Source organism: Pseudomonas sp. S04, assembly GCF_009834545.1.
Lineage (GTDB): Bacteria > Pseudomonadota > Gammaproteobacteria > Pseudomonadales > Pseudomonadaceae > Aquipseudomonas.
Genome location: NZ_CP019427.1, coordinates 5408279 through 5421540, shown reverse-complemented (window position 1 = coordinate 5421540; position 13262 = coordinate 5408279). Strand labels below are relative to the sequence as shown.

Genomic DNA, 13262 nt, shown 5'->3' with positions numbered 1-13262 from the left:
GTTCCATGAAAGTGAAAATGTGGTCGCTGTCCTGCCTTTGGTTCCGTCATCTAGAGGCTCTACTAACTTACGAACGTTGTCTCCCATGGAAAGCCTTTCGTTCCTCAAGATGCTTTTCCACGTCCTTGATGTCGACCTGTGGGCGGTCATTAATGATCGCATCCTTGATCGCATCGTCTGCTGCCTTTGCAAGCTCAGCGTAGCTGAGGCCCTCTGCCACCTTGCAGAGCTTTTCCCAGCTGCGAATCGACTTCGAGTAATTAACGAGCCGACTCTTCAGCGCAGCCTTTGTTTGTTCCTGATTAGGGAGCCCATATTCGATAACATCATCGAAGCGGCGGAACAAGGCGTAGTCAAGAATTTCCGGATGGTTCGTGGCCGCGATGATCAGGCTGTTGGACTGATCCTGCTCAATCATCTGCAGGAAGCTGTTCAGGACGCGACGGATCTCGCCCACGTCGTTGGACAGGCCGCGTTGCGAGCCGATAGCGTCGAACTCGTCAAAAAAGTAGATACCACGTGTATCGCGGATGGCATCAAAGATCTGGCGAAGCTTCGATGCAGTCTCGCCCATGAACTTGGTGATAAGGCTGTCCAGGCGAACGGCGTATAAAGGAATGCCTAGTTCGCCAGCAAGTGCGGAGGCCGTCATTGTCTTGCCGGTGCCGGGTGGGCCAACAAGTAGGAGCTTGCGACGTGGTGATAGGCCGTGAGCGCGGATTTTCTCGAAGTTACGCTGCTCATTGATGATCCGGGCCAAGCGATTGTGCGTGGCCTCATCCAGGATCATTTCCGAAAATCGAGTGCGAGGTAGAACAGCAGAGACCAGGTTACCCAGCTCGCCTCGTGGCTGACCGATCGGAACCGGAGAGGCCAATGGCATGCGGTTTTTCTTGGCCGAGTCAATGAGGGCTCGCAGATCTTCCGCGAGCTTGCCATGCCCCTGCTTTGCTTCATGTGCCGCCAGCTGCATAGCGACGGACAAGAAGTGGGCATCATCCCCCTTGATGTGTGAGCGCAGAAGCGCTTTCAGATGTTCGCTGCTAGCCATAGTGTTCAACCTTTCGAAGCCAGTAGTGTAACCGCTTAGAGGTGAATAGACCTTGATAGGATCAATATTCCTGTTGCGTGGCAGTGATCCGGTGCCGGGCTGCCATTCGTCGAAGCCCATTCTGAAAAAGCAGTTATCTCATAGCTGCCCAACGACTACTCTAGGCCGATTTTGCATATCGCCGCCGGCAGCTATGGGTCGAGCACCGACCGCTACCTTGGTGCGTACAGCTCAAGCCTCGAGCAAGTAGGTGGTCAATATAAGCGAGCTTGGTGGTCACGCTGATATGGCGACGGGTCGAGTGTGTCAACGTAATGGAGTCAATGGATGGAGTGGCTAACCCAGCGCTTTGGTGTGGGTCAAAGATGGCGTTTCGTATCCGGCACGCATTCTGCGTGGTTTTCAGGCATTAAAAAGCCGGCTTGTGGCCGGCTTCTCGGGGACTGGCTTGGTTTATTTTTGGTAAACCGTACCAGCCTTCAAAACGTACACCCGGATCTTGCGTCCGGCTGTGGGACTTGGCGAGAAAGTCATCTGCCTTGTCGGTGCGATCGGACCGGCGCGGGGCGGGTCGATGCAAATGTGGGGCGCAGCATACTGATTTTTTTGGGGAATTCCCAGTGCGATGTGTATTGCAGGGCGTTGCGGTGGTCATGCAAAGGGTACTGGCGGGCGCTGTTTGTTGAGGGTGGACCACCAGAACACCCAGCCGAGGACGTCGATATCCTGTTTTTTGATTTGTTCGGCGCTGAAGATTTCGTCCGGATAGCCACTGCTGTTGTGGCTGCGCAAGCGCAGGGCGCCGCCGGGGAGGCGGTGCAGGTATTTGATGCGCAGCATGCCGGCGTGCTGGAGGGCGTAGATCTGGCCGTCGATGATCTGGGTCAGGCTGCGGTCGATGGCCAGGGTCGAGCCGTCTTCGATTCTCTCCGACATGCTGTCGCCGACCATGGGCACGCAGATGGCATGGATGGGTTTGACTTCCAGGTTCTCCAGGTAGTGGCGGGGCAGGCGAACGGCTTCGCCGGGGATTGCGACGACATGGGTGTCGCTGGAGCCGAGGGCTTTGGGCAGTTCTTTGTAGAGCGGGAGTTCGATGTCTGGGGAGTCGACACTGACCTGGTATTGCTCGCGGGACTCCCGGGTGTCCAGAAGGGGGATAGTCGGCTCGGGAGCATGGCCGATGACGGGATGCTTGGGGCCTTCGCCGTTGATCAGCCATTGGCTGTTGACGCTCAGCAGGCGGGCGATTTCTTCAACGCGGGGGTAGGGCACGCCGCGGATGTACCAGTTGTTGATGTGCTGGGGCTCGACGTTGCAGAAGGTAGCAAACTCCGAGGGGGTGATTTTCACCTCCTTGAGGAGTGCCTTGAAGCGTGGGCCGCATTTGTGTTTTTTCATAAACGCGGATTTTACTCAGTCAACTAACGGTATTGAATAAACAAACCGATCAATTTACGCAGGAATATCCGCTTGTTTTGCAAGAGCTTGTAAGTGAGCGCTAAACGCAACTAAACAACCTTCCAAATTGTATTAATTAGACTGTTATTTGAAGTTTCTATAGTTATAAAAAAACCCCGGATAACCGGGGTTTTTCAAGCCGTCAGTGGCGCCAGGCCAAAGCCGTCTCAGCCTTTGTAGGCGGCAACCGACTTCATGATTTCAGCGCGCGCAGCTTCGGCGTCGCCCCAACCGTCGATCTTCACCCATTTGCCTTTTTCGAGATCCTTGTAGTTCTCGAAGAAGTGCTTGATCTGTTCCAGCAGCAGGGCTGGCAGGTCGGTGTATTCCTTGATGTCGACATACAGCTGGGACAGCTTGTCGTGTGGCACCGCGATAACTTTGGCATCGCCGCCGCCGTCGTCGGTCATGTGCAGGATGCCAACTGGACGTGCGCGGATGACCGAGCCTGGAGCAACCGGGTAAGGGGTTACAACCAGCACGTCGAGGGGGTCGCCATCGTCAGCCAGGGTGTTGGGGATGAAACCGTAGTTGGCCGGGTAGAACATTGGGGTGGCCATGAAACGGTCAACGAACAGGCAATCGCTGTCTTTGTCGATTTCGTATTTGATCGGCGCGTGGTTAGCCGGGATCTCGATCGCGACGTAGATGTCGTTCGGCAGGTCTTTGCCAGCCGGAATCTTGCTGTAGCTCATTGGGCGGTGCCCCCGTTAGTGGCCAAATGACTTGGCCGGATTGACCAAAAAGTGGCGGCGATTATAGGCATATTCCTGAGCCTGTGCCACGTACCAGAAGTCGCGTAGACCTTAGTCGTGTGGCTGATACGCCGGATGTTCGGCTTGCAAATGCGCAAGCCTTGCCAGGGGATCCTGGCGGTAGAACAGCTGCAGTTGCTGATAGACCTGTGGATAACTGCCGTGCAGCAAATCCGGGGCGCTGAAGAAGTATTCGCTGGTGACGGCGAAGAACTCGGCAGGGTTTTCCGCGGCGTAGGGGTCGATCGGCGTGTCGGCATCGGGGTTGTGGTCGAGCTGGCGGTTGAGGTCGTCGTAGGCGTGTTGCATCACCTGTGCCCAGTCCGAGACCCGCATGTCACTGTGCAGCGGCGGCAGGCCGTTGGCGTCACCGTTGAGCATGTCGAGCTTGTGCGCCAGTTCGTGGATCACCAGGTTGTAACCTTCCCAGCCACCACTGGCCATCACTCCCGGCCAGGCCAGGATGATCGGCCCTTGCTGCCAGGCTTCACCGCTGTGTTCGCCGTCCCACTCATGCTCCACGCCACTGGCATCGCGATGGCGCTGCGGGCTGAGGAAGTCGTCGGGGTACAGCACGATCTCATGGAAACCCTGGTACCAGTTCAGATCGCCCAGGTGCAGCAGCGGCAACTGGGCCTGGGCGGCGAGCAGCAGGCGTTGTTCCTGGTGCAGTTCGACACCGGGCAGGCAGGTCAGGTGTTTGTCCTGCAGGAACAGCACGGCCGACTCGCGTAGCCATTGGTCCTCGGCCTCGCTCAGGCCGTCGAGAAAACTCAGGTGCTGACGGACCCGCTGCCAGGTTTCATCGGCAACGGGGTGCTTGGCCAGGGTGCGTTGGCGACGCCAGGTGCTGAGCAGGCCCATGGGCGATCAGCGCGACTGGGCTTTGGAGCTCGAGCCACCGAAGCGGCTGCGGACCAGGCCAATGATCATCGGCACCAGCGACAACAGGATGATGCCTACCACCAGCAGCGACAGGTTCTTCTTGATGAAGGGCACGTTGCCGAAGAAGTAACCCAGGGTCACCAGGCCGCCGACCCAGAGGATGGTGCCGAACACACTGAAGGCGAAAAAACGCGGATAGGGCATCTTGGCGACACCGGCGACGAAGGGCGCAAAGGTCCGGATGATCGGCAGGAAGCGCGCCAGCGTCACGGTCTTGCCGCCGTGCTTTTCATAGAAGTCGTGGGTTTGTTGCAGGTAGTCGCGGCGGAAGATTTTCGAGTTGGGATTACTGAACAGTTTTTCCCCGGCCGTTCGACCGACCACATAGTTGGTACTGTCTCCGAGTATCGCCGCCAGCATCAGCAACCCGCCCAGCAGCACCGGGTCCATGCCGCCACCGGCGGCGACGGCACCGGCGATGAACAGCAGCGAGTCGCCCGGCAGGAAGGGCATGACCACCAGGCCGGTCTCGCAGAAGATCACCAGGAAAAGAATGGCGTAGATCCATGGCCCGTAGTTGGTGACCAGCATATCGAGGTACACATCGAGATGCAGGACAAGGTCGATCGGGTTGAAATCCATGGAGGGCACCTGTGTGGCGGCTCGACTCGGCAAGCCTGTGCGGAAAGTCTGAAAAATATGACTACAAGGCCGCGGGCTATTTCTTACGGCCGATAAAGATCGCGATTATACGGACAGCAAAGTGAAAAGCGTGTGGGTTTTGTAGCGAGGGATTACGAAGGCGATGGTGTGAGGATTGCCGGGGGAATCAAGTGCATCGGGTTCAGCCTGGGTTCAGGTTTCAGGGGCGCAACGCACCCCCCGGCGGGAGCGTGCGCCCGCGCCACCTGGAAACGTCACTAATGTCAGAGTTCGTCGCTGATCGGCAAAATGTAGTTCTTGAACTCGCTGTCTTCACGAAAGCCCATGGACTCGTAGGTTTTTTGCGCCACCAGGTTGTCGCTGCTGGTGGACACGCGCATGCGCACGGCCTGGGTTTCCTTGGCCATTTTTTTCGCGGTGCGCATCAGGTTGTCGGCGACCAGTTGGCGGCGGGCGTCTTCGGCGACGTAGATGTCGTTGAGGATCCATACCCGCTTGAGCGACAGGGACGAGAAGCTCGGGTACAGCTGGCAAAAGCCCAGCAGTCGGCCATCGTCGTCATCTGGCAAGGCCAGGTAAATCACCGACTCCTTGCGGCGCAGGCGTTTTTCCAGGAACGCGCGGGAGGAATCCGGATAAGGCAGCGAGCCGTAAAACTCGCGGTACTTGACGAACAGAGGCGTCAGCAGGTCCAGGTGCTCGAGAGTAGCTTGAATAATCCGCATGCTAGAGGCCTCAACTTCAAGTAGATATGACGGCAGTTTCCAGTGGATTTGACGGCAATTGATCCATCACTCGGGCAGCCGTTCGTCGACTCTGCCTCAAAGCGCGACTAAAACGCAATGCGCAGTAGACTCAGGGTTTCTGCGGACCGAGCAGGAAATTGGAGCTGGTTTGTGCGTCGTTTTCTGACTCGATAGTCTGCAGTTGCGCCTCATCTTTCAGGTTGACGCCCGATAGCTGCCGGCGACAGGCCTCGCGCATCAGGTACAGCAGGCGGTGGGCGGCCATGCCGTAGCTCAGACCCTCGAGGCGGACATTGGAGATGCAGTTGCGGTAGGCGTCCGTCAGGCCGACCTTGGGGTTGTAGGTGAAATACAGGCCGAGGCTGTCGGGCGAGCTGAGGCCGGGGCGTTCGCCGATCAGGATCACCACCATTTTGGCTCCCAGCAACTGGCCGATTTCGTCGGCCACGGCGACCCGACCTTGTTCCACCAGAATCACCGGCGACAGGGACCAACCCTCGGCCTCGGTCTGTTCTTCCATGCGCGCCAGGAAGGGCAGGGTGTGCCGATGTACCGCCAGTGCCGACAGGCCGTCTGCCACCACCACGGCCAGGTCGACCCCGCCTGGGTGGGCCTCGGCATATTCACGCAGGGTTTGCGCCGAGTGCTCGGAGAGTTTGCGCCCCAGGTCCGGGCGCTGCAGGTAGCTATGCCGATCGCTGGCGGCGCTGTGCAGCAGCAGGCTGGCGCGTCCGGCTGTGGCCAACTGCGTGCTCAGCCCGGCGTGATCGAAGGGCAGGTGCACGGCGTCACGGGCCTGGGCGTGGGCGTACTGGAAATCCAGTTGGGCACCGGTCGGCATGCTGGTGCCGGAGCGGCCCAGGGCGATGCGCGCGGGGGTCAGGCGGCGCAGTTCCAGCCAGGGGTTCTGCGGGTCGATCGGTGGTTGTTCCATGAGCACCTCTTTCATCCCAGTTGCGCCAGGGCCTGGCGGAAGGCCGGCGGCAGGTTGTTGCCGAACCGGACCTTGCCGTCACCCTGCGTGAAAATACCCATGTTCGCCAACCATGCCTCGAATTCCGGGGCCGGTTTCAGGCCCAGGGTCTGGCGCGCGTAGAGGGCGTCATGGAATGAGGTGGTCTGGTAGTTGAGCATGATGTCGTCGGAGCCGGGGATGCCCATGATGAAGTTGATCCCGGCCACGCCCAGCAGGGTCAGCAGGGTGTCCATGTCGTCCTGGTCGGCTTCGGCGTGGTTGGTGTAGCAGATGTCGCAGCCCATGGGCACGCCGAGCAACTTGCCGCAGAAGTGGTCTTCCAGGCCGGCGCGGATGATCTGCTTGCCGTTGTACAGGTACTCCGGGCCGATGAAACCGACCACGGTGTTGACCAGGAATGGCTTGAAATGCCGTGCCACGGCATAGGCCCGGGTCTCGCAGGTTTGCTGGTCGAGGCCGAAGTGGGCGTTGGCCGACAGCGCGCTGCCCTGGCCGGTCTCGAAATACATCAGGTTTTGCCCCAGCGTGCCGCGGTTGAGGCTCAGTCCGGCGTCGTAGCCTTCCTGGAGCACGCTCAGGCTAATGCCAAAGCTGGCATTGGCGGCTTCGGTGCCGGCAATCGACTGGAACACCAGGTCCAGGGGCACGCCACGGTTGATCGCCTCGATGGAGGTGGTGACGTGGGTCAGGACGCAGGCCTGGGTCGGTATTTCGTAGCGCTGGATCACCGCGTCGAGCATTTCCAGCATGGCGCAGATCGAGGCGATGCTGTCCGTGGCCGGGTTGATGCCGATCATCGCGTCGCCATTGCCGTACAGCAGGCCGTCGAGAATGCTCGCCGCGATACCGGCCGGCTCGTCGGTGGGGTGGTTGGGTTGCAGCCGGGTCGACAAGCGACCGCGTAGGCCCAGGGTCCCGCGAAAGCGGGTGACTACGCGAATTTTCTGCGCCACCAGCACCAGGTCTTGCACGCGCATGATTTTCGACACGGCCGCGGCCATTTCTGGCGTCAGGCCGGGGGCCAGCGCACGCAGACTGTGTTCGTCGGCGGCGTCGCTGAGCAGCCAGTCGCGAAAGCCGCCGACGGTCAGGTGGCTGACGGTGGCAAAGGCGTTGGCGTCGTGGGTGTCGATGATCAACCGGGTGACTTCATCGGTCTCGTAGGGGATCAGCGCTTCTTGCAGAAAGTGCTTGAGCGGGATATCCGCCAGGGCCATTTGCGCCGCTACCCGCTCACCGTCGTTCTGCGCGGCGACACCGGCCAGGAAGTCTCCGGAGCGTGCCGGGCTGGCTTTGGCCATGACGTCCTTGAGGTCGTCGAAGCGGTAGGTCTGGGCGCCCACGCTATGGGAAAAACTTGCCATTTCAGTCTCCGTTTCAAATAGGACAGTGCGCTGCCCGGGGCCGGCCGTGGCTGAGCATGCCACGCTCGGCGTGGGCAGCGCACTTCAATGCAGCAGACTCAGGCCGTTGCCTTGGTGCCATCGGGGTGCAGGGTTTCCGGCAGCGGCAGTCCCAGGTATTCGCCCTTGGCAATGATCCCGGCGGCGCGGTCCTCGGCTTCCAGTTGCAAGGCCTTGGGTACCGACAGCCAATACGCCAAGCCCACGGCAATGAAACCTGCACTTATCTTGCCAATCAGCACCGGAAGAATAATGGTGGGCTGGAAGTTGGCAGTGAAGGACAGGTGGTCGCCCAGCAGGAAGGCCGCGCACACGCCAAAGGCAATGTTGATCACTTTGTCCTTTGGCGGCATGAAACGCACCAGGCGGAACATGGCCAGGATGTTGGCGATGGTCGCCAGCATGCCGGCACTGCCAACGGCGCTCAGGCCGATCTTGCTGCCCAGGCTTTCCAGCGGCTTGCCCAGGTACTTGCGCAGCAGATAGACCATCGGGAAGGCACCGGCCAGCATGATGCCGATGTAGCCAGCGGTTTCCAGGGCGCGGGTCTGGTCTTCAGCGTCGGCGATGATCGGGTGGAACCCCCAACTGCCGAACACCAGGGTGAATACGCCGGTGAAGTACTCGACGATGGAGAACACCAGGACCAGCTTGATCGCGGCGTCCAGGGTGCGCCCGAAGATGATGAAGCCCTTGATCATCAGGTCGGGCAGAAAACGCAGGCCCAGGGCCAGGGCCACGACGAAGATCAGGATCGGCAGCAGGTTGGCGAAGATGCTGCCCAGGCCCAGGGCCAATTGATAGGTGGCTTCGCCGTTGGTCGACACCAGGTCGCGCACCAGCGGGTTGCTGAACGCGAGGATGACACTGGCAATCAGCACGCCCAGCGGGATAGTCAGGATGCCCGACATGATGCCCAGGGCCATGTACTTGTGGTCGCGCTTGTCGAGCATCGCCAGGCCCATGGGAATGGAGAACACGATGGTCGCGCCGCCCATGAAGCCGGTGATCAGCGCCATGACCAGTGCTTCTTTACTGGCCGCCAGGGCCGAGGCCAGGTGATAACCGCCCATGTCCGAGGCGATGATCATGGTCGCCGCCAGTGCCGGGTCAGCGCCCAGGGAGCTGAAGAACGGCCCGAAGGCTTTTTCGATGACCACGGTCAGGTAGGGGATGGACGCCATGATCCCCGCCGCCGGCACGAAGATGTGCCCGGTGGCGTGAATGCCTTCCATGAATTCTTTACCAAGTCCTTCATCGCTGTTGTAGATCGCCGCGAAGGCGCCGAGTACGGCGCAGAACATGATGAGATAGAGCACGTAGTTGCCGATCTGATCCATTGCGGTTTCCTTTCTTATTGTTGTTTTCCTGCGCGGACGCTGTGTTTAACCAAAGGTGCGCGGGCTTTTGCGATTTTCTGCTTGCAGCCGTGCGTCCGGCCGCCGAAGGGGGCCGAATGCACTGCATGAAAAAAGAGTCTTGCCGGTACAGGTCAGTCCCGGCGACCGAAGTCGCCGGGAGGTTGGATCAGAAGAAGCCCAGCGGGTTGATGTCGTAGCTCACCAGCAGGTTTTTGGTCTGTTGGTAGTGATCGAGCATCATCTTGTGGGTTTCACGGCCGACGCCGGACTTCTTGTAGCCACCGAACGCGGCGTGCGCCGGGTACAGGTGGTAGCAGTTGGTCCACACGCGACCGGCCTTGATCGCTCGGCCCATGCGGTAGGCGCGGTTGATGTCGCGGGTCCAGAGACCGGCACCGAGGCCGAACTCGGTGTCGTTGGCAATGGCCAGGGCTTCGGCTTCGTCCTTGAAGGTGGTGATGCTCACCACTGGGCCGAAGATTTCTTCCTGGAACACGCGCATTTTGTTGGTGCCCTTGAGCAGGGTCGGCTGGATGTAATAGCCGGTCGCCAGGTTGCCCTCGAGTTTTTCCACCTTGCCACCGGTCAGCAGCTCGGCGCCTTCGCCCTTGGCGATTTCCAGGTAGGAGAGAATTTTGTCGAATTGCTGCTCGGACGCCTGGGCGCCGACCATGGTGTCGGTGTCGAGCGGGTCGCCGCGCTTGATTTGCAGGACCTTCTTCATCACGACTTTCATGAAATCGTCGTAGATCGACTCTTGCACCAGGGCGCGAGACGGGCAGGTGCAGACTTCACCCTGGTTGAAGAACGCCAGCACCAGGCCTTCGGCGGCTTTTTCGATGAACGATTCTTCGGCTTGCATGATGTCGGCGAAGAAGATGTTCGGCGACTTGCCGCCCAGTTCCACGGTCGACGGAATGATGTTTTCGGCGGCGCATTTCATGATGTGCGAGCCGACCGGGGTCGAGCCGGTGAAGGCGATCTTGGCGATGCGCTTGCTGGTGGCCAGGGCCTCGCCGGCTTCTTTGCCGAACCCTTGCACCACGTTCAACACGCCCGGTGGCAGCAGGTCGCCGATCAGTTCCAGCAGCACGCTGATGCCCAGCGGCGTTTGTTCGGCCGGCTTGAGCACCACGCAGTTACCGGCAGCCAGGGCCGGCGCGAGTTTCCAGGCAGCCATCAGGATCGGGAAGTTCCACGGGATGATCTGGCCGACCACGCCCAGCGGTTCGTGGAAGTGATAGGCGGCGGTGTGTTCGTTGATTTCCGCAGAGCTGCCTTCCTGCGCGCGGATGCAGCCGGCGTAGTAGCGGAAGTGATCCGCTGCCAGCGGGATGTCGGCGTTCAGGGTTTCGCGCACGGCCTTGCCGTTGTCCCAGGATTCGGTGATTGCCAGCACTTCGAGGTTCTGCTCGATGCGATCGGCGATTTTCAACAGCACCAGGGAGCGGTCCTGGACCGAGGTCTTGCCCCAGGCATCGGCCGCGGCGTGGGCCGCGTCCAGGGCTTTTTCGATGTCTTCGGCCGTGGAGCGGGGGAATTCGGCAATCGGTTGGCCGTTGACCGGCGAGGTGTTGGTGAAGTACTGGCCTTTGACAGGCGCGACGAACTCGCCGCCGATGTAGTTACCGTATTTGCTTTTGAACGAAACGATAGCGCCTTCAGTACCGGGGTGAGCGTAACGCATGATGAGTGTCTCCTTGGCTTTTGTGCTTATAGGGGAGTACGCGCAATAAGCGCTGGTACAAGCCTAGAGCAAAGGTCGGGCCAGTGCCTTGTGGTGCCTGTAAATCAAGGGTTTGCGCAGTCGGCGGCGGGGCCTTGCTTGCAGGCTGTGCCAGATGCGATACGGGGCGTGTGACACTTTGTACCGTTTGTGGCACAGCGCGTGACCGGTCGGTCTCGCTGGCATTGCAATGCGCGCCGGGCTGGAGGATGCTCGGCTGCATGAGAGGGCGAAGCACTCGCCTGAACCAGGCACAAGATAGGGGACACGGGGGTTACGACCGTTCTGCGGACCTGACCCTCGGGGAGAACAATAAGAAATGCACAGCAACCATTTAAGTCGCCATGCCCAACAGGTCTTGACCGTGACCCAGGGCAAGAACCAGTTGCACGGTCCGGGCAGCGATCCGTCCATCGCCCGTTCCTGGCTGCGATGCCTGGAGGACTATCATCTCGATCCGGCATTGGCCATCGCGCCCACGGTGCTGGAGCATGGTCGGGTGCTGGAAAGTCGCGAGCGCCTGCAGCAGGTGCTGCAGATTGCCGGCGGAGAAATGAACAGCCTGCATCAGCAACTCAGCGGTGCCGGGCACGCGGTGCTGTTGACCGATGCCCGTGGGGTGATTCTCAACTGTGTCACGGCGTCCACCGAGCGCAAGATCTTCGAGCGCGCCGGCCTGTGGCTCGGCGCCGACTGGAGTGAGGCCTGCGAAGGCACCAACGGAATCGGCACCTGCCTGGTGGAGCGCCAGGCGCTGACCATCCACCAGGATGAACACTTTCGCGGCCGCCACACGGGCCTGACCTGTTCGGCCAGCCCGGTGTTCGACCCCCATGGCGAGCTGCTGGCGGTGCTCGACGTTTCCTCGGCGCGCCATGACGTTTCGCGCCAGAGCCAGTTCCACACCATGGCGCTGGTCAATCTCTCGGCGAAAATGATCGAGAGCTGCTACTTCCTGCGCCACTTCGACAACCAGTGGTTGCTGCGCTTTCACCTGCAGGCCGAGTCGGTCGGGTTGTTCAGCGAAGGGCTGCTGGCATTTGACGGGGAAGGGCGCATCAGTGCGGTCAACCAGAGCGCGTTGAACCTGCTGGGGCATATTCGCGGCGGCCTGGTGGGCAAGCCGGTGGAGGCCTTTTTCGACTGTTCGCTGGATCAACTGATGTCTCGCGCCAGCGTCAACGCCAGCGCCAGTTGGCCACTGCGCACCCGCGACGGCCGGGCCTTGTTTGCCCTGTTGCGCGGTCAGCCGCGCAGTGTGCCCGCCCCGGTTGCGCAGGCGCAGAGGGTTGCCGAGCGGCCGCGGTTGGCCGGTATTTGCCTGGGCGATGAAGGTTTGCAGGCGGATTTTCGCAAAGCCCTGCGGGTGTTCGAACGTGATGTGCCGCTGTTGATCAATGGCGAGACCGGTTCAGGCAAAGAGGCCTTTGCCAAGGCCGTGCACCAGGCCAGCCAGCGTGCCGACAAAGCCTTTGTCGCGCTCAATTGCGCGGCCATTCCTGAGAGCCTGATCGAGAGCGAGCTGTTCGGCTATCGCGGCGGCAGTTTCACCGGCGCACGCAAGGAAGGCATGCGCGGCAAGCTGCAGCAGGCCGATGGCGGGACTTTGTTCCTGGATGAAATCGGCGACATGCCCCTGGCCCTGCAAACCCGCTTGTTACGGGTACTTGAGGACCGGCTGGTGGTGCCGATTGGTGGCGAGCCGCAGGCGGTCAACGTGCGGATCATCAGCGCCACTCACCGTGACTTGCTGGAGCGGGTGCAGGATGGCAGCTTTCGCGAAGACCTGTATTACCGGCTCAATGGCCTGGAGGTAGGTTTGCCGCCCCTGCGTGAGCGCAGTGATAAATCCCAGTTGCTGGACTTTCTGTTGGCCGAAGAGGCGGGTGGCGAGGCGGTGTTGATTGATGCTCCGGCGCGCCAGGCGTTGCTCGGGTTTGCCTGGCCAGGCAACGTGCGGCAGTTGCGCACGGTGCTGCGGACCTTGGCAGCCTTGTGTGAAGAGGGGCGCATCGGTGTGGAGGACTTGCCGGCGATGATTCGCCAGGCTCGTCCGGCATCGAGCAGTGCACCGGCGCCGGTCGAGTTTCCACTCGACGATGCCGAGCGCCTGGCCTTGCTCAATGCCCTGGAACAACAGCGCTGGCACATGACCCATGCGGCCGAACAGTTGGGGGTCAGTCGCAATACCCTCTATAGAAAGCTGCGCAAGCACGGGATAACCCGTTAGGTGTT

Annotated in this window: 11 protein-coding genes; 1 reads left to right on the top strand and 10 read right to left on the bottom strand. The window is 60.5% G+C overall.

The window, feature by feature from the left end; genetic code table 11:
• Positions 1–67: 67 nt before the first annotated feature.
• From PspS04_RS24225 to exaC, 10 genes are all read right to left on the bottom strand, one after another.
• Positions 68–1051: an AAA family ATPase gene (locus tag PspS04_RS24225; protein WP_159998139.1), complete on the bottom strand. Its 984-nt coding sequence runs from the start codon at positions 1049–1051 to the stop codon at positions 68–70.
• A gap of 651 nt (positions 1052–1702) precedes the next feature.
• Entirely contained in the window at positions 1703–2452 is a 750-nt protein-coding gene (locus PspS04_RS24220; RefSeq protein ID WP_159998137.1) for an XRE family transcriptional regulator, read from the bottom strand.
• Positions 2453–2679: 227 nt separating this feature from the next.
• Positions 2680–3207 carry an inorganic diphosphatase gene (ppa, locus tag PspS04_RS24215; protein WP_095166255.1) on the bottom strand — a complete coding sequence of 176 codons (528 nt, stop codon included), beginning with the start codon at positions 3205–3207 and terminating at the stop codon, positions 2680–2682.
• Between the two features lie 111 nt (positions 3208–3318).
• Positions 3319–4131: a zinc-dependent peptidase gene (locus PspS04_RS24210; RefSeq protein ID WP_095166257.1), complete on the bottom strand. Its 813-nt coding sequence runs from the start codon at positions 4129–4131 to the stop codon at positions 3319–3321.
• A 6-nt stretch (positions 4132–4137) separates the two neighbouring features.
• The gene (locus tag PspS04_RS24205) at positions 4138–4794 is read right to left on the bottom strand and encodes a DedA family protein (protein ID WP_095166259.1); all 657 of its coding nucleotides are present in this window, start codon (positions 4792–4794) and stop codon (positions 4138–4140) included.
• A 284-nt stretch (positions 4795–5078) separates the two neighbouring features.
• Positions 5079–5540, bottom strand: a complete 462-nt coding sequence (locus PspS04_RS24200) for a GNAT family N-acetyltransferase (protein ID WP_095166261.1) — start codon at positions 5538–5540, stop codon at positions 5079–5081.
• Positions 5541–5670: 130 nt separating this feature from the next.
• Complete coding sequence (eutC, locus tag PspS04_RS24195) at positions 5671–6495, bottom strand: ethanolamine ammonia-lyase subunit EutC (protein WP_095166619.1); 825 nt, start codon at positions 6493–6495, stop codon at positions 5671–5673.
• Between the two features lie 11 nt (positions 6496–6506).
• Positions 6507–7901, bottom strand: a complete 1395-nt coding sequence (locus PspS04_RS24190) for an ethanolamine ammonia-lyase subunit EutB (RefSeq protein WP_095166263.1) — start codon at positions 7899–7901, stop codon at positions 6507–6509.
• Positions 7902–7999: 98 nt separating this feature from the next.
• Complete coding sequence (gene eutH / locus PspS04_RS24185; RefSeq protein ID WP_095166265.1) at positions 8000–9280, bottom strand: ethanolamine utilization protein EutH; 1281 nt, start codon at positions 9278–9280, stop codon at positions 8000–8002.
• 187 nt (positions 9281–9467) lie between these two features.
• On the bottom strand, positions 9468–10988 hold the full coding sequence (gene exaC / locus PspS04_RS24180; RefSeq protein WP_095166267.1) for an acetaldehyde dehydrogenase ExaC: 1521 nt from the start codon (positions 10986–10988) through the stop codon (positions 9468–9470).
• 358 nt (positions 10989–11346) lie between these two features.
• Between exaC and PspS04_RS24175 the strand changes: the two genes are divergently transcribed.
• Positions 11347–13257 carry a sigma-54-dependent Fis family transcriptional regulator gene (locus PspS04_RS24175; RefSeq protein ID WP_095166269.1) on the top strand — a complete coding sequence of 637 codons (1911 nt, stop codon included), beginning with the start codon at positions 11347–11349 and terminating at the stop codon, positions 13255–13257.
• Positions 13258–13262: the final 5 nt, after the last annotated feature.